Raw genomic sequence first — 18,151 nt, forward strand, 5'->3', positions numbered from 1 at the left:
GATAAAAGAAAGATTAACGAACCGCAAAGAACGCAAAGAGCGCGAAGAAGAAAAGACAAAGTTTTGAATGTGAGAGGATTTTAGACTGTGGTCAGTACTCCAGATATTAAGAATACATTTGCACAACCTGATTCTTTAGGCAGATTTGGCAAGTTTGGCGGTAAGTATGTACCTGAAACCTTAATGCCTGCTTTAAGTGAGTTGGAAGCAGCTATTGAAAAGTACCGTCATGATGCTAACTTCCAAACTGAGTTACAAAATTTACTTCGTGATTATGTAGGTAGACCCAGCCCGTTGTATTTTGCGGAACGTCTGACGACACACTACGCCAGACCTGATGGTACAGGGGCGCAAATCTACTTAAAACGAGAAGATTTAAATCATACAGGCGCTCACAAAATTAATAACGCTTTGGCTCAGGTATTGTTAGCCAAGCGGATGGGCAAGCAGAGAATTATTGCCGAGACAGGTGCAGGTCAGCATGGTGTAGCAACTGCAACTGTGTGTGCGCGGTTTGGCTTGGAATGTGTAATCTACATGGGCATCCATGATATGGAACGCCAAGCCCTGAATGTGTTTCGGATGAAGTTGATGGGAGCAGAAGTGCGGCCTGTGGAAGCTGGTACTGGCACTCTCAAAGATGCTACTTCGGAAGCTATTCGAGATTGGGTAACGAATGTTGAAACAACACATTACATATTGGGTTCTGTAGCTGGCCCTCATCCTTATCCGATGTTGGTGCGTGATTTCCACGCCATTATCGGTAAAGAAACTCGCGTCCAAGCTCAAGAGAAATGGGGCGGACTACCAGATATCCTGTTAGCTTGTGTGGGTGGTGGTTCCAATGCGATCGGATTATTTCATGAGTTTGTCAATGAACCTTCTGTGCGTCTGATTGGTGTAGAAGCAGCTGGGGAAGGTGTGAATACAGAAAAACACGCTGCGACTCTGACATTAGGTAGGGTGGGAGTTTTGCACGGTGCAATGAGCTACATTCTCCAAGATGATGATGGTCAAGTTATTGAAGCTCATTCAATTAGTGCTGGATTAGATTATCCCGGTGTTGGGCCTGAGCATAGTTATTTGAAGGATCTTAAACGTGCTGAATATTACAGCGTGACTGATCAGCAAGCGTTAGAAGCATTCCAACGACTTTCGCAACTAGAAGGAATTATTCCAGCATTAGAAACTTCTCATGCGATCGCCTATTTAGAAAACCTCTGTCCACAGTTAGATGGCAGCCCCCGCATTGTTATCAACTGCTCTGGTAGAGGTGACAAGGATGTCCAAACTGTCGCTAAAGTTCTGAATCATTAATCCAATATGGTAGCCATAACTCAAAATCCCCTAGACAAAATCTCGGTTAGTTCTGCTTCATCCGACTGGTCAGCTTTATTGCAACAACTACTCAAACGGCAATCATTGACAGTTGACCAAGCTACAGATTTAATGCACGGTTGGCTAACAGAGGCTATTCCCCCGGTTTTATCAGGAGCCATCTTAACCGCAATTCAAACCAAAGGTGTATCCGCAGAAGAACTAGTAGGTATGGCCAGCGTCCTACAATCTCAATCTTCTCACTCTACTCCCAATTCCTCATTCCCCACTCCCCTAATCGACACCTGCGGTACTGGTGGCGATGGTGCTTCAACCTTCAATATTTCTACGGCGGTAGCCTTTGTTGCTGCTGCTGCTGGGGTAAAAGTTGCCAAGCATGGCAATCGTTCTGCATCTAGCAAGGCGGGTTCTGCTGATGTGTTAGAAGCTTTGGGGATAAATCTCAACGCTCACCCAGAGAAGGTACAAGCGGCAGTTAATGAAGTTGGCATCACCTTTTTGTTTGCTCCTGGCTGGCATCCAGCACTCAAGGCGGTTGCTGATTTACGCAAAACTCTGAAAGTGCGGACTGTTTTTAACTTGCTTGGGCCTTTGGTAAATCCCATGCGACCGACAGGGCAAATCATCGGTGTAAATGACCCACTGTTAATTGAAGAAATCGCCCAAGCCTTATCCCAATTGGGATGTCGAAAAGCGATCGCACTCCACGGCAGAGAACGATTAGATGAAGCAGGTTTGGCAGATGTGACTGATTTAGCTGTGCTGCAAGCAGGCAAAGTCCGCTGTCTGACGCTCAATCCGCAAGAACTTGGTTTAAATCCCGCACCAACTGAAGCATTACGCGGTGGCGATGTCCAAGAGAACGCAGAAATTTTAAAAGCTGTCCTCCAAGGAAAAGGCACTCCAGCACAACAGGATGTAGTCGCTTTAAATACAGCCTTGGCATTGCAAGTTGGTGAAGCAATTGAAACAACAGACATTTTAGAGGGTTGTGTCAAAGGCATTATTTTGGCTAAAGAAGTTCTGCAAAGTGGTGCTGCTTGGACAAAGTTAGAACAACTTGCTGAATTTTTACACTAATTAAGGAAAACGAAAATGATTGTAGTCCTAAAAAATGGTACACCCATTGATGAAATTACTCGCATCAGCGAAGGTTTGAGAAACACTTGGGGAGTCACAGTCGAAAAAAGTGTTGGTGAACATAAAGTCATCTTGGGAATGATTGGCGATACTTCTACTCTTGATCGGATGCAAATCCAAGAGTTCAGCCCTTGGATTGAGCAAGTATTACGTGTGGAAAAACCTTTCAAGCGGGTAAGTCGAGAATTCCGCTATGGAGAAGCCAGCGAGGTTGTTGTACCCACACCTAACGGTGATGTCTATATCGGTGAGCAGCATCCGATAGTAGTGGTGGCAGGGCCTTGTTCTGTTGAGAATGAGGAAATGATTGTTGAGACAGCAAAGCGGGTAAAGGCTGCTGGTGCCAAGTTTTTGCGTGGTGGAGCCTACAAGCCTCGTACTTCTCCTTATGCTTTCCAGGGGTATGGAGAGAGTGCTTTAGATTTGTTAGCAGCTGCGCGTGAAGCAACAGGTTTAGGCATCATCACAGAACTTATGGATGCTACCGACTTAGCAGCATTATCAAGAGTGGCTGATATTATCCAAATAGGTGCGCGCAATATGCAAAACTTTGCGTTGCTCAAAAAAGTCGGCGCACAAGATAAACCAGTTCTGCTCAAGCGGGGAATGTCTGCCACAATTGACGAGTGGTTGATGGCCGCTGAATATATTCTCGCAGCGGGAAATCCGAATGTAATTCTTTGCGAGCGGGGGATTAGAACCTTTGATAGTAAATATGCCCGCAATACTTTAGATTTATCTGTCATTCCCGTGTTGCGATCGCTCACTCATTTACCAATCATGATTGATCCAAGTCATGGTACAGGTAAATCTGAGTATGTACCTTCGATGGCTTTTGCTGCGATCGCCGCAGGTACTGATGCTTTAATGATTGAAGTTCACCCTAATCCAGCTAGAGCGCTATCTGATGGGCCACAATCTTTAACACCTGAAGGATTTGATCGCTTAACACATGAAATGTCAGTGATTGGTAAAGTTGTTGGACGTTGGACTACACCAGCTTTACTTGCGACTGTTTAATCTGAATTTCATGCCTAAAACAGGATCATTTTCATCAATAATTGGCGCAGGACATAGCAATCCTTTTTGATTTCTGAAAATCGCTCTTGCTCAAATCCCTGACTTCTTATACTATTTCACGAAAAAAATGATACAAATTCATTGGTTTTCCATTCTTTCCCCTTGCCCCTGCACCTCTACGGTCTATTTGTATCAAAATTAAAGTGAAACTGTATTAGAGGTTGTTTGAAAAGTATTTTTGGTAACTAACATCAAAGCCTCTCTCCGCTTTGGGGAGAGGTTTTTGATATACTTTACGACTTTTCACACATCCTCTTATGAGGAAATCAGACTGATTCATTTCACTAATTTCTAGTCGCGTCAAGAAGAAACGTGTTCCGAGATGAATTTTATGAGTTCATACAATATTTATGCAAAGTCTAAGATTTTATCTAAATTTAAGTGTTTTTTCTCTAAAAGTCCGAAAAACCCTAAGTTAAGTTTGAAGCTGATAGTAATCAAACTTTAGGACTGATTATGAACAGCTTTTATCAGACAAAAAATAAGTCTTTTTCGCTAATTTTAGCTACAGTTTCACTACTAGCTGGAATTGTCGGCATATCTTCATCTGCGAGTGCTGCACAATTAGAAACTACTCCAGTTTCAGTAGTTAATAGTCAAATGATTGCCAAAGCAACTTCTTGTCCTCGCTATGCAGGTGGAGGAACGTTAGAAGCTTATTTTGAAACTGCTAATTTTCATATATATATTTGTAACAAAAATAGAAAAATGTATTATACGGGGATTTCTAAGTCAACTGGTAAAGGTATCCGTTCTCTCCGTGCTTACTCTGAAGAAGGTACAGGATATGTGGCGACCAATAACAACTATGAATATATAGTCAATGGTGCCAACCTTGAAATTGTCAAAAATGGTCGGGTTATTCAAACAGAGCGAGTAATTAGATATGTAAGTGGATACTAAAATTAAAGATGCAATTTTTTGGCGTAACAGCTTAGGATAGAGATCCAAGTCTTAACGGTAAGTCTCTTCCTATGTCTGCTACGCCATCAATTTCTCAAGTTAACTCACCCGCCCCTAAAACATTAGAAATTCCCCCCCTACTCGGTGCTTCGGTTAGCGAGTTAACTGCTTGGGTACAGCAGCAGGGACAACCAGCTTACCGAGGCAAACAATTACATGATTGGATTTATCATCAGCAAGTGCGATCGCTTGCTGATATTTCTGTGTTTCCTAAACAATGGCGCTCAGAAATTGCAGATATCCCCATCGGCCGTTCCAGCATCCACCTCCGCAAAGTTGCACCAGATGGTACAGTCAAATTTCTGCTGCAATTAGCTGATGGGCAAATTATCGAAACTGTGGGTATTCCCGCCGATAAGCGGTTAACTGTATGTGTTTCTACCCAGGTGGGTTGTGCAATGGCTTGCGATTTCTGCGCCACTGGTAAAGGTGGCTATAAACGCAACCTCGGCCGTCATGAAATCATTGATCAGGTGTTAACTGTACAAGAGGACTTTGAGGAACGAGTTAGCAATGTGGTGTTTATGGGATTGGGTGAACCATTGCTAAATGTTGATAATGTCTTAGGCGCAATTACATCTTTAAATCAAGATATGGGAATTGGACAGCGGATGCTAACTGTTTCTACAGTCGGAATTCGCGATCGCATTCGTCAATTTGCCCAACATCATTTGCAAGTTACCTTAGCGGTGAGTCTCCACGCCCCTAACCAAGCACTCCGAGAAAAACTTATCCCTAGCGCCCGCTTTTATCCTCTCGAAGATTTACTGGCTGAATGTCGGGAATATGTAGCCATTACAGGCCGCCGTGTCACTTTTGAATATGTCTTGCTGGCTGGTGTGAACGATTTACCACAACACGCTTTGGAATTATCACAACGTCTGCGAGGATTCCAGAACCATGTCAACTTGATTCCCTATAACCCAATTCAAGAAGTTGATTATCAACGCCCTAGCCGCGATCGCATTCAAGCTTTTGTCAATGTTCTCCAACAACAAAACACTGCTGTTAGTGTTCGCTATTCTCGTGGTTTAGAAGCTGATGCAGCTTGTGGACAACTGAGAATGAATAAAAAGTAAACTGAATTTTGAAGTTTGAAGTCTGAAGTATGAAATTAACCCACCCATACTTCACTATTCTTTTACTTTTACCTTTTAGTTAGTTGAATTCCCGGGGCATAAGCTTCAATCACTTTGCCAGTACGTGTGCAACTAATCATTAAGTAATCACAACTTGAGCATTGTGTCCGCGTTAATTCACTATCCAAAATATAATAACGCTCCGCTTTTCTACCACAATTTGGGCAGTGAATACTTAGTACTGTCTGCATTTTTAAACCCCTGGATGTAACTATTTTTTAACTTTTAGAAAAGTTAGTTTAAACTTCGATGTTAGGTTTAACCAACGTAACAAACTACCAGAAGATTGACTGGTTTTCTTAAGAAAAATTTTAGCTAAATAAACTTTTACAATGCCTTGATTTATTATCTTAATCTTTAGGGGATTTTATCATCTCACTTTAGATATATAAATTCACTGAGAAGTGGTTTGTACTTAGAAATGAGATGATCCCTATGATTAAAACTTTGAGAGAGCTTTATTTTGCGTCATTCCAAAATTTTTACATACTTATTTATGTATTCAAAAGTTAATCCCCAAGGATTACTGTATCTTTGGTAACAAAATCTCAATTTTAAACTTTGCTTAATCTTTATGAATGCTAAGGAGAAATTACTCGTTACTGATTTTGACTGCTGAATTACGCGTCAATTATTTGACATATTTTCAGGTGAGATTTATTGCCAAGGTAACTTGATACTGAAGGTAGAACCTTGTCCTTCCCCAAGGCTGAGAGCTTGAATTGTGCCACCATGAAGTTCTATTAAATAATGAGCGATCGCTAAACCCAAACCTAAACCCCCTTGTTTGGGAATACGATAATCTTGGCGGTAGCGTTCAAACACGAATGGTAAGAATTCTGGACTAATACCAATACCTGTGTCGGTGACAGTGATTTCAGCATGATATTCATGACGAAATAGTTTCACGTCTATTCGTCCGTTGTCTGGGGTAAATTTAATGGCATTAGAGAGTAAATTGCCCAAAACTTGCAGTAGGCGATCGCCATCACCAGTTATTGCAGGTATGGGCTGATCAATCACAGAGTCTAGATGAATATTTTTTGTATTGGCGGTTGGGTAAGCAGTCTGAATGGCTGCGCGGACAATCGCGCCTAAATCTACTGGTTTCAACTCTAGGTGTAACTTTCCGCGCAAAATCTGAGACATATTCAGCAAATCTTCTAAAAGTTTTGCCTGAGATAGAGCATTGCGCTCAATTGTTTCTAGCGCACGGTTGACACGTTCTTTGTCAAACTCCTTAGTCCGCAGTAATTGCGCCCAACCCAAAATTGCATTTAAAGGCGATCGCAAATCGTGTGATACCATTGCCACAAACTCATCTTTAGCGCGGTTAGCAGCTTCTGCTTCCGCCCGTGCGGTTTGTTCTAATTGCAATAGCTGTTGACGTTGTATTTCTACAAGTTTGCGTTGGGTAATATCCAGCACAAAGCAGACACTATAACCTGGCTTATCTGTACCATCAATGCGAGCAATTCCTACAAGAATTGGCACACGTGAACCATCTTTGCGAAAATATTCCTTTTCAAAAGGAGTACAAACTCCCGAAGTTTGCAATTCTTGAACTTTTTGCTGATCGAGGTATTGATATTCTGCTGGTGATAAAGTATCCCAACGCAGATTTTCGGCTGTGAATTCTGCGCGAGTGTAACCTAACATCTGTAAAAAAGCATCATTGGCTTCATATATGCGACCGCTAAAATCACCGAAATAAATACCAACAATATTCGATTCTACGATTCTGCGGAACTTCGCTTCACTTTCACGCAGAGCAGCTTCTTGATATTTGCGATCGCTAATATCGGTTGTACTCCCAACCGCCCGTAATGGCTGCCCATTTTGATCTCGTGTAATCACTCCCTGATCCAACACATACCGATACTGGTTATTTTTATGGCGGACTCTATACTCTACAGCATAGTAGTCATTATCCACAGACATCTTCTCGAAAGAACTCTGCAATAACTTCCTATCTTCAGGATGTATTTTTTCCATCCACCATTCTTGAGTTGGTTCTGCTTCTTGTGGAGAGTAACCTAAGATGCGAGTTAAACCTTCTGTCCTCTCAACTGTATTTTCTGGAATATTCCAGTCATAGATGAGACAATTAACTGCTGCTGCGGCTAGTTGAAAACGCTCGTTACTTAAACTTAGCTGTGCTTCCGTTTGTTTGCGGTTAGTAATATCATAAGCTGTCCCAACAATTTGCCGTGGCGAACCATCATCATTTCTGATAAATACAGTATCTCGACTGTAAAACCAATGCCATTGGCCATCCGCATGGCGCATCCGGTATTCAAATTCTACAATTTCGTTATCTTTTACCGTGGCAATTTTTTGCAGATGGAGAAAGAATAAAGGTAAATCTTCTGGATACATTAACCTGATCAAGAATTCCTGACCCAAGTCTTGAATTTGTTGGGGACTGTAACCAAGCAGTTTATTAACCTGACTATTTAAATAAAGGTTCCGCCGTTCTAGCAAATCATAAACATACAAAATTCCTGGTGTAGTTTCAGCTATGCGTTCAATGAACTGCTGACTCTCGCGCAAACGTGCTTCACTTTGTTGTAGTTCTTGACGCAACTTTACTTGCGCTATTGCTGAGTGGATAGTTGAATGCAAACGTCCTGCTGTTGTCTGTCCTTTGACTAAATAATCATGAACACCACTTTTCATCGCCTGAACAGCAATAGCTTCGTTACCATACCCAGTCAACATCACCACGGCTGGGATGAATTTTTTTGCGAGTTTTGGCAATTCTGCTAGAAACTCTAGCCCATCCATATCTGGCAATAAAAAATCTAATAAAATACAATCTGTCTGAAATTGCCGATATAGTTCTAGGGCTTCCTCCCCCGATTCTGATTCGAGAATGGTGTAACTATATTCCTGGTCTTGCAGCAGATAACGACGATAAACCTCACGGTCTTCAGGGGAATCGTCGATGATTAAAACGGTCAGCGGTTGCACCATGACTAATTGCTTGCAGCATCAGGGATAATCACAATATCTAACTAATCGGTGATCAAACTTGGGATTGTTTGTGCCAATTTGTTGATCTTGATTAGCTTTAAAATATAGCTATTAACACAATATCGATAACATATTTCTATGGCAATTGGATTTATCCTGAAAGTATATAATATAAGACGCATATTTGATTTAGGAAAAGACTTAGTATCTATAAAGTAAGTATTAATTCCTATATTCTCTAGGAATCATATTTGATTTTTGAACTTGAGTGGTCAGTTATCTCACTTCATGTTGCCCAAACGTAAGGGCGTAGGCTTCGCTTTGCAGCAGGGTACAAGCCAGTAAACCTTTCTAAGGCAGTGGCTTCCCTAAAGATTTCACAAATCAAATTAGATTCCTAATGTATAGAGAATTTTAAGTAGTAAAATACAAAATCTAGGGCTTAAAGCTAGAGATAGCGGCTGTTTACTGCTGAATGTTGCTGTATCTAGCATTCTTAAATAATTGACCAACAAATTTACTCCCTACTCCGTGGCTCTAATGGTAGTTGATCAATCAAATAGGAGCGCTATGTCTTAAGAAATACGACTTGAGTTAGAGAATCATCAATTTTGATAACAGGTCATATTAAGCATAATATTGATTAGAGTATTATTTATTTTGCAGCAGATAATTATTCACAAAAATTAATTGAGGTAGTAAATAAAAATGCCAGCAAGTAAAAATTAGGAAATTGTCATGCGACAGGATGAAATGAGGATTTTTTATGTAAAATCTAGTGCGATCGCAGTAAAATTGTCAATAGTATAGTTGCTCAGGAAAAATAAAAATTTCAATTGGAAAAATCAACATTTTTCAAAGTTAACGGAGATTTTATGGAAGCTCCTCTACCTCTTGCTGGCTTAAATGTTTTGGTAGTTGATGATGATGATGATAGTCGGTTTTACGTCACTACCGTTTTAGAATCAGATGGAGCCAATGTTGTCGCAGTAGCATCAGCCGCCGCTGCACTAGAAGCGCTGATTAAGCTACAGCCAGAAGTTTTGGTATGTGATATTGCAATGCCAGAGGAAGATGGGTACACTCTCATCCGCAAAGTGCGATCGCTCAAACCAGACCAAGGTGGACAAATCCCAGCAATTGCTTTAACCGCCTACGGTGATACTGAAGATCGTGTCCGCGCCTTAGAAGCTGGTTTTCAAACTCATGTAGCTAAACCAGTTGATCCAAATGAACTAGTAGAAATTGTCGCCAGTTCAGTGACTAACGGTAAAAATTATTAGGTGACAGGTGACAGGTGTTGTGTAGTTAATTTGGTTTTGTTACAAATGACCATTGACCATTGACTAATTAAAACTAATTTGCTCAGATCGATATTCTGGCGGCTCAACGTGAATGAGAATTCTCACAGGATGAAAGCGTTCTTCCAATAGCCTTTCCACATTTTCCGTAATGCGGTGTGCAGTTTTGACATCTGGTGCATCTACAATTAAGTGCATTTCAATAAAAACTTGCCTACCCAAAATACCTCTAGAAGCAATGTCATGACAGTTCAGTACTCCCGGTACAGAAGTAGCGATTTCATGGATTGCTTCTGGTGCGATCGCCATTTGATCCACCAGCCAAGGTAAATTAGCTTTTAACACTGACCAGCCACTCCAAAATACTAACAAAGCCACAGGAAAAGCCAACACTATATCTAGCCATTGATAACCAAGCCAAACTCCTATCAAACCGCCAATCACCGAAATTGTCACCCAAACATCGCTCATTGTGTGCATAGCATCAGCAATTAAAATTGGGCTACCTACTTGATGACCTACTTTCCGTTCGTAAAACGCTACAAAAATATTTACCCCCAAAACTATTAGTAATAACCACAACTCTGGTGGTGCAATACGTACTGGATCACCACCTTTGATAATGCGCTCTATTGCTCCTTGAAGAATTTCAAAGCAAGCTATACCTAAAAAAGCCGCAATTCCTAAAGCTCCCACCGCTTCAAATTTTTGATGTCCGTAAGGATGTTCACGGTCAGGATGTGGCGAAGAAAACTTACTAGCAAATAATCCTAAAACATTATTGGCACTATCTGTCACACTATGCAAAGCATCAGCTAACAGGCTTAAAGAACCAGTCCAATAACCCACAACCGCTTTTAATCCCATAACAAACAGATTGAGCAGTAGGGTAATAATTAAAACTTTTCTTACCGTCTTCCGATTATCGTAAGTCATAAATATTTTTTAACAGTAAGTTCTATGACTTCTAAGTGTAAAACTTAAAACGTTAATCAGATAAAACGACTTTTAGCTTAGTTAGAATTATTGTCTATATTGACTTAAAAAATTTGGAGAAGTTGTTGCAATTAATTTTAATTAATAATGGCTACAAGCTTGGTAATTACGAATAATACAGGTTTGATAATTAGGTAGTTTTATCATTAATTCATCAAAAATATTCATTAATTTTATTTTTAGATGAATCCTTTAGTCAATTCATACCAGCGAGTAGGATAACTCAATATCTGTAGACAGAGACTTAATCTCAGCCAAGATCAACTTTCCGGTAACATGAGGTAAGTATCAAAAATTTAATCAAGCTCATGGCTTCAACTCCTTTGACATTGAACTTAGTTGAAGGTTCTGTCTCCTTCAGTTTTTCAGCCCAAGCCGCACGAGAATTAAAAGCGGCGATTGACCAATTAATGGAGCGCCTGAAAGCTGTCGCAGCTAAACCTGCTGGTGGTGGTGCTAAAATCACTCCCCAACCGCCCTTAGAATACCGTTATACTGGCGAGGTATTTTTAGAAATTTTCTGCAATCCAAATATCTGGCCTACTCCCTTTGCGGCCAAAGTTCTGTTGACAGTGCGTGATGTCACCATCCGCTTAACTACCGAAACCGAACTAACTCGGCTAATTGAAGACATTAACCAATATTTAGAACAAGTCGCATAAATTAGGACAGACTTTCGCAGTCATACTAAAAATTAGGTATTTCAGCAGAGTTTCAGCTATGTATTGGGGTGTAAGGATATTAAAATGGAAAACCTATTCACCCCTACACTCTTACCAAACAAAGACAAGCAAAATTAACTTAGTTATTCAATGCAAAAGAGATACTTTGCCAACGATTTCTAAATCCAGAGTAAAGATAACCATTTGGCGATTCTATGACAGTTTTGTGTCAATTTATTGACAGCAAGAATTATTAATAATATTGAAATTCTGTCAAGCAAAATGGGCGCATCAAGTTGGCTCAAGTATTTTTCTATGAGTCAGACAAAACTAATAGCTGGATAAAAACTCAAAGTAATAATATTTGAGCCGTACCATTAACTGGCTAAATAGCCACTGATTTTATCTTTGTGTCGTCGTAGGGTCATTAAGGCTTGCAGTTCTAACTGTCGCACTCGTTCTCGGCTAATACCCATACGTTGACCAATTTCAGACAAAGACAGTGTATTTTCGTTTGTTAAACCAAATCTTAACGTTAATATTTCTCGCTGCTGGAGAGTTAATTTTGATAATAAATCGTGAATATTTTGTTGTAAAAAACTTTGGTCAGCATAAGATTCTGGAGACAGCCCATCATCTTCCAACATATCATGTAATTCCGTATCTCTTTCTGGGCCAACTCGTAATTCTAAAGATAAAGGCTGCCGCGCTAAGAGTAAATAATCCCGAATTTCTTTAGGGTCTATAGATAGTTCTGCGGCAATCTCCGTTGTGGAAGGAGTGTGACCTAATTTTTGTGCTAGTTCGCGTTGAGTGCGCTTAATTTTGTTCAGTTTTTCTGTAAGATGAATAGGTAAGCGGATAGTCCGTCCTTGTTCGGCGATCGCTCTTGTAATTGCCTGACGAATCCACCAATAAGCATAAGTAGAAAATTTGTAACCCCTAGTAGGGTCAAACTTCTCTACGCCTCTTTCTAAACCTAAACTTCCTTCTTGAATTAAGTCCAGAAAATCTAAATTACGTCTTTGATATTTCTTGGCAATAGACACTACAAGTCGCAAATTAGCCCTAATCATCGTTTTTTTGGCTTGATATCCTTGCTGTAGTTGTTGCACTAATTCTGCTTCACTCAGCTTGGCATATTCAGCAAATTCTAGTTGTGTTGGTTGACGATTTAATTGAATAGCTAATTGTTCTTTGGCAGTAAGTAAACTCATCATTTGTTGTACTTGCTTACCAAAATTTATTTCTTCCTCATGATCTAATAAGGGGATGCGCCCAATTTCATGGAGATAAGTACGTACCAAATCCGTATTAGATAAAGATTTGCGATTTTTATCGCTTACGTCGATAGATTGATGAGATAGATATTTCATTTTTCTTTAATCTTGAGCAAAATTTATTGATTTAGAAAAAAATGGCTTGCATTCCAAATATCAAACGTTAAGTATGCGCCACAATTTCTTCTAGCGATGACTAAATACGCTTGTCTATTTCAGAATTAACTTTTCTTAAGGTAAGAGCTTGATGTGACAGAAATTTGTCAAAGATTTGAATAAGTCATGTCTATAGTGAAGTGCTGAATATAAACTCAGTATTTTCTAGTTTTTCAATAGTCAACACTCAAATATGCTTTGATTGCTGTGTAAAAATATCAAGATTTACTTAATATAGAATAGAAGCGCTATTTAGCCTTACAGAACTCTTGAGATTGCTATATGCTTTCAGTAATTAGACTGAATCAAGCATAAATTGGTAAACAAAAGTGAATCTCCCTTTAATTACTCGCGCTGAAGAACATAACGAGAGAACAGCGATTATTACAAATGCAGGAGCATTTACCTATCAGGATTTGCTTTACTTTTCCAGTCAAATAGCGACAAGTCTTTTGCAGAACGTGGAAGATTTAGCAGAACAACGAGTAGCTTTTCTCATCCCTGCTGGGTTTGAGTATGTAGCGACTCAGTGGGGAATTTGGCGTGCTGGCGGAGTAGCTGTACCTCTTTGTATTGTCCATCCGCGACCAGAATTAGAGTATGTCATAACAAATTGCGGCGCATCGATGATAATTGCTCATCCGCAGTTTGAGGATATATTACGCCCGATCGCCACAGAACACAATTTGCGATTTATCCTCACTTCCGATGCACTCCCAAATTATATTGCTCGGCTTCCAGAAATAGATATGACTAGACGGGCATTAATTCTCTACACTAGCGGTACAACAGGTAAACCAAAGGGTGTAGTGACAACGCACCAAAATATTCAAGCGCAAGTAACTAGCTTAATTACAGCTTGGGAATGGACATCAAGCGATCGCATTTTACACGTACTCCCCTTACATCATATACATGGCATTATTAATGTGCTGACTTGTGCTTTGTGGGCTGGGGCAGAATGTTATATGTTGAGCAAATTTGATGCTGAAGTTGTGTGGAATCGAATTTGCAATGGTGATTTAACTTTATTTATGGCAGTCCCGACAATTTATGTAAAATTAATTGCAGTTTGGGAAAACGCCTCTAGTGAACGCCAACAAAGCATGACAGTAGGTTGTGCAAAAATGCGCCTGATGGTTTCTGGTTCCGCCGCTTTACCAGTACAAGTTTTAGAAAAATGGCAAAAAATTAGCGGTCATTTTCTGCTAGAACGCTATGGAATGACGGAAATTGGTATGGCGTTATCAAATCCTTTACATGGTCAACGTCATTCAGGTTATGTCGGTCAGCCTTTACCGCAAGTCGAAGTGAGATTAGTTGATGAAAACGGACAGTTAGTCCCACCAGAGACACCAGGAGAAATTCAAGTCAAAAGTCCTGGTGTATTTTTAGAATATTGGCAAAACCCCCAAGCAACAGCCAAAACCTTTCAAGATGGTTGGTTTTGTACAGGTGATCTTGCTGTAGTTGAAAACGGTAACTACCGCATTCTCGGCCGGATGAGTGTAGATATTATCAAAACTGGTGGCTATAAAGTTTCCGCTTTAGAAATTGAAGAAGTGCTAAGAAACCATCTAGATATTCAAGAATGTGCAGTGGTGGGAGTTGCTGATGCTGAGTGGGGTGAGAGAGTTTGTGCGGCGTTAGTATTGCATCCACAACGTCAATTGACATTAGAATCTTTGAGGAGTTGGGCAAAAGAGCAGTTAGCAGTTTATAAAGTCCCAACTAAAATTTTGATAGTTGAGGAACTACCACGCAATGCGATGGGGAAAGTGACTAAGCCAACGGTGGTTGAGCTTTTTCGTTAATCGTTAAAGCCTTACTAAAGATTATGGCAGGCTTGAAAACGTGAAACTTTAGAGGACTATAGGGAAATCCCTCTTAGCCCATACTAAGAGGGATTTTGGTTATGGGCTTTTGAGTGCTAGGTTAAATTACTTGCTTTCTCAACTGCTTGCTTTAACTCTTCAAAGGTAATACTACCGTCTTGGTCAGAATCATACTGTACTAGTAACTCCTGAGGGCTACTGGTGTTTGTTTCTGATGAGATGACTGCACTTAAACCAGGACTTAAAAAAAGCTCATTAATGGAGATTTTGCCGTCTTGATCGCGATCTAAGGTATTAAAAAGAGATTGAAGCTCTTGCTCGGTTGCCATAAGTTTTTAGCTGAATTAATCTTTCACTTTAATATTTCCAAATTCAACAAACTTATATCCTAAGAAGTAGAAACATGTATCGCTGGGGCTTAAATTAGTGAAATATTCTATTGCCTGTTCTACCCGTTCTATTAACCTAGCAGTATAAGATTACATAATTGTGCCTACGCAACACAACCTATGACTACCGCACCTTTAAGCTGGCAAGAACTAGAAACTCTCACTGACTATCAAATAGATACTGTTAATGGCCTGACCAATGCTAAAGCTCGGTTGCGCTTGTTTGGCAAACCCGAATCTGATGTGCGGGTAACGCTGTACCGCGATAACCACGCCTGGTGTCCTTACTGTCAAAAAGTTTGGTTATGGCTAGAGGAAAAACAGATTCCCTATCGCATCGAAAAAGTAACAATGTTTTGCTATGGAGAGAAAGAAAGTTGGTACAAACGTAAGGTACCATCAGGAATGCTCCCAGCGATCGAGCTAGATGGAAAAATTATTAAGGAAAGCGATGACATTTTGATCGCTTTGGAAAAGGTTTTTGAGCCATTAAGCCAAGGGATGGAAGACCGCACGGTGCTTCCTCTCCGTCAATTAGAACGACTTTTATTTAGAGCCTGGTGTGCTTGGCTGTGTTATCCAGCAATTTCCTCTCAACAAGAAAAACGCAACCGAGAACAATTTATTGGAGTGGTGGCTAAGGTCGAGGAGGCTTTAGGTTGCACCCAAAGTCCTTATTTTCTAGATAGGTTCGGCATCGTCGATGTCATTTTTACGCCATATCTCGAACGTATGAATGCAAGCCTTTACTACTACAAAGGTTATTCTCTACGAGAGGAAAATACTCGCTTAAGTGCATGGTTTGCGGTAATGGAAAGCCGACCAACTTACCGTGGTACCCAGAGTGACTTTCACACCCACGCACATGATTTACCGCCCCAGATGGGGGGCTGTTGGGAAAATGGCGAACCCCAGATGCTGATTAATAAAGCACGGGTAGATAACGGCCCCTGGTTCGGGCTACCAGATGTTACTTATCCAGAGCCGGAAAACTCGCGTATGGAAGCTCTTCAACGAACTATTGAGCATCGCGTCAATATTATCAGAGTTAACCCCTTAGATAATCAATTGTTTGATCAAGCTCTACGTTGTGCTTTAACACACATGATGACGGATGAAGAGTGTATACCTCCATTGGGATCTGATGTCGGTCTACGATATTTGCGCGATCGCATTAATGTCCCCAGGGATATGTCCATCTATGCAGCCAAGCGATTGAGAGAATCTCTGGAGAAAACCGCAGCCCTTGCTGGTGATGGACAGCCAGACCCCATTCCCACTCAGCACCGACGAGATCAAGACCCGTCTAACTTTGTCAGAAAGTAGGATTAAAATCAATATATAACTGCTGGTTCGCCGACTTTTTTAGACGAACAAATCCTTGAGATAGATTGGGTTAAATTCTGGTGTATGGTTGCTGAAGTTACTTGCTAGTAGCGGGCAGGATGTGGTAATTAGTCTTTTGGGACTGAAAAACTTCGCTATCTGACAACCAAACACCTGACTAATTTTATGGCTCGATGGATGTTACCAGTGTCAGGACTTGAAAAAACATAGATATAGCGATCGCTTGACTGAGACTTGATACCAAAAATCCACAATCCACTAATGCTATACAGACGATTTGGACGCACAGAATTACAGATGCCGGTGTTTTCTTGCGGCGGCATGAGATATCAGTTCAAATGGCAAGATGCTGCTTGGTCAGAAATTCCCGCAGACAACCAGAAAAACCTCGAAGCAACCATTCATAGATCCGTTGAAGTTGGAATTAATCATATTGAAACTGCCCGTGGTTATGGTAGCTCGGAAATGCAATTGGGAAAAATCTTGCCTACATTTCCACGGGAAAAATTGATTGTCCAAACTAAAGTTTCACCCGTTGCTGATGCCAAAGAATTCCGGCAGACATTTGAGCAATCGCTGCGAAATCTCCAGTTAGATTATGTAGACTTGTTTAGTTTGCATGGCATTAATCATGCTGAATCTCTGGAATATAGTATTCGTCCTGCTGGTTGTTTAGATGTAGCCAAACAATTACAAGCCGAGGGCAAAGTTAGATTTATCGGCTTTTCTACCCACGGGGCTACAGATTTAATTGTGCAGGCAATTAATACTAATCAATTTGATTATGTAAATCTGCATTGGTACTACATTAATCAAACTAATTGGCCAGCAATTGCAGCTGCTAATCGTCTAGATATGGGGGTGTTTATTATTAGTCCTTCTGATAAAGGCGGACAGCTTTATAAACCACCACAAAAATTAGTGAATCTTTGTGCGCCTTTGAGTCCAATGGTGTTTAATGATTTGTTTTGTCTGAGTCATTCTCAGGTGCATACCCTGAGTTTAGGCGCAGCTAAACCCCAAGATTTTGATGAACACTTGAAGACATTAGCATTATTAGATGACTCATCAGAAATTTTGCCCCCGATTTTGGCGAGATTAGAAGCAGAAGCGATCGCCATATTGGGAGAAGATTGGGTAAAAACTTGGCATATCAACTTACCAACATGGGAACACACCCCAGGCGAGATAAATATCCCAATGATTTTGTGGTTATGGAATTTAGCTAATGCTTACGATTTAGTAGACTATGCCAAAACCCGTTACAACCTCATGGGTAACGCTAGTCATTGGTTTCCTGGGAACAAAGCAGATAAACTCAACAAAGTAGATTTACGCCAATGTCTTAGCCGAAGTCCCCACGCCGATAAAATTCCTCATATTTTAGCGAAAGCCCATGAAATGTTAGGCGGTGAAGAAGTAAAACGCTTGTCGCAACAATAGATATTTGGTTTCATACTTTGCTGAAGTACTAATTATCTGAGTTTATCTGCGTCCATCCTCTTCTATTCGCAGTTAAAGGAACAGCAAAAACTAAATTATCCTAAAA

15 protein-coding genes are annotated in these 18,151 nt (G+C 40.5%); 10 read left to right on the top strand and 5 right to left on the bottom strand.

Translation table 11 applies throughout. From position 1 onward, the window contains the following. The first annotated feature begins 87 nt into the window (after positions 1-87). The 5 genes from trpB to rlmN all read left to right on the top strand — a co-directional run bounded on the left by trpB (position 88) and on the right by rlmN (position 5,600). Positions 88-1,317: a tryptophan synthase subunit beta gene (trpB, locus tag AC504W_RS20755; RefSeq protein WP_494874111.1), complete on the top strand. Its 1,230-nt coding sequence runs from the start codon at positions 88-90 to the stop codon at positions 1,315-1,317. A gap of 6 nt (positions 1,318-1,323) precedes the next feature. After that, complete coding sequence (trpD, locus tag AC504W_RS20760; RefSeq protein ID WP_494874112.1) at positions 1,324-2,418, top strand: anthranilate phosphoribosyltransferase; 1,095 nt, start codon at positions 1,324-1,326, stop codon at positions 2,416-2,418. A 15-nt stretch (positions 2,419-2,433) separates the two neighbouring features. Next, positions 2,434-3,498, top strand: a complete 1,065-nt coding sequence (aroF, locus tag AC504W_RS20765; RefSeq protein WP_494874113.1) for a 3-deoxy-7-phosphoheptulonate synthase — start codon at positions 2,434-2,436, stop codon at positions 3,496-3,498. A gap of 516 nt (positions 3,499-4,014) precedes the next feature. After that, complete coding sequence (locus tag AC504W_RS20770) at positions 4,015-4,461, top strand: hypothetical protein (RefSeq protein WP_494874114.1); 447 nt, start codon at positions 4,015-4,017, stop codon at positions 4,459-4,461. A gap of 71 nt (positions 4,462-4,532) precedes the next feature. Continuing rightward, positions 4,533-5,600, top strand: coding sequence for a dual-specificity RNA methyltransferase RlmN (gene rlmN / locus AC504W_RS20775; RefSeq protein ID WP_494874115.1), 1,068 nt, complete (start codon positions 4,533-4,535; stop codon positions 5,598-5,600). Between the two features lie 68 nt (positions 5,601-5,668). Here rlmN and AC504W_RS20780 read toward each other — a convergent pair whose 3' ends face one another. Together AC504W_RS20780 and AC504W_RS20785 are read right to left on the bottom strand one after the other, a co-directional pair. Further along, complete coding sequence (locus AC504W_RS20780; protein ID WP_096579525.1) at positions 5,669-5,851, bottom strand: replication restart DNA helicase PriA; 183 nt, start codon at positions 5,849-5,851, stop codon at positions 5,669-5,671. Positions 5,852-6,317: 466 nt separating this feature from the next. Next, the gene (locus tag AC504W_RS20785; RefSeq protein ID WP_494874116.1) at positions 6,318-8,636 is read right to left on the bottom strand and encodes a PAS domain-containing protein; all 2,319 of its coding nucleotides are present in this window, start codon (positions 8,634-8,636) and stop codon (positions 6,318-6,320) included. A gap of 875 nt (positions 8,637-9,511) precedes the next feature. Between AC504W_RS20785 and AC504W_RS20790 the strand changes: the two genes are divergently transcribed. Beyond that, positions 9,512-9,919: a response regulator gene (locus AC504W_RS20790; RefSeq protein ID WP_103124424.1), complete on the top strand. Its 408-nt coding sequence runs from the start codon at positions 9,512-9,514 to the stop codon at positions 9,917-9,919. A 63-nt stretch (positions 9,920-9,982) separates the two neighbouring features. Here AC504W_RS20790 and cdf31 read toward each other — a convergent pair whose 3' ends face one another. Then, positions 9,983-10,873 carry a CDF family zinc efflux transporter Cdf31 gene (gene cdf31 / locus AC504W_RS20795; RefSeq protein ID WP_494874117.1) on the bottom strand — a complete coding sequence of 297 codons (891 nt, stop codon included), beginning with the start codon at positions 10,871-10,873 and terminating at the stop codon, positions 9,983-9,985. 368 nt (positions 10,874-11,241) lie between these two features. On the opposite strand from cdf31, the gene AC504W_RS20800 reads away from it, so the two are divergent. Beyond that, positions 11,242-11,595: a hypothetical protein gene (locus AC504W_RS20800; protein WP_096579531.1), complete on the top strand. Its 354-nt coding sequence runs from the start codon at positions 11,242-11,244 to the stop codon at positions 11,593-11,595. A 377-nt stretch (positions 11,596-11,972) separates the two neighbouring features. On the opposite strand, the gene AC504W_RS20805 is transcribed toward AC504W_RS20800, so the two are convergent. Next, on the bottom strand, positions 11,973-12,971 hold the full coding sequence (locus tag AC504W_RS20805) for an RNA polymerase sigma factor, RpoD/SigA family (RefSeq protein WP_494874118.1): 999 nt from the start codon (positions 12,969-12,971) through the stop codon (positions 11,973-11,975). A gap of 389 nt (positions 12,972-13,360) precedes the next feature. Here AC504W_RS20805 and AC504W_RS20810 point away from each other — a divergent pair, with 389 nt between their 5' ends. Continuing rightward, a complete protein-coding gene (locus AC504W_RS20810; RefSeq protein ID WP_494874119.1) occupies positions 13,361-14,845 on the top strand; it encodes an acyl-CoA synthetase in 1,485 nt (494 codons plus the stop codon). Between the two features lie 116 nt (positions 14,846-14,961). Here the strand turns inward: AC504W_RS20810 and AC504W_RS20815 are convergent, their stop codons facing one another. Then, entirely contained in the window at positions 14,962-15,195 is a 234-nt protein-coding gene (locus AC504W_RS20815) for an EF-hand domain-containing protein (RefSeq protein ID WP_494874121.1), read from the bottom strand. A 180-nt stretch (positions 15,196-15,375) separates the two neighbouring features. On the opposite strand from AC504W_RS20815, the gene AC504W_RS20820 reads away from it, so the two are divergent. Together AC504W_RS20820 and AC504W_RS20825 are read left to right on the top strand one after the other, a co-directional pair. Next, positions 15,376-16,581, top strand: coding sequence for a glutathione S-transferase family protein (locus AC504W_RS20820; RefSeq protein ID WP_494874122.1), 1,206 nt, complete (start codon positions 15,376-15,378; stop codon positions 16,579-16,581). A 282-nt stretch (positions 16,582-16,863) separates the two neighbouring features. Then, positions 16,864-18,045 (top strand): aldo/keto reductase, encoded by a 1,182-nt coding sequence (locus AC504W_RS20825; RefSeq protein WP_494874123.1) that lies wholly within the window; start codon positions 16,864-16,866, stop codon positions 18,043-18,045. Positions 18,046-18,151 lie beyond the last annotated feature (106 nt).

This window comes from Nostoc sp. C96 (assembly GCF_059384975.1).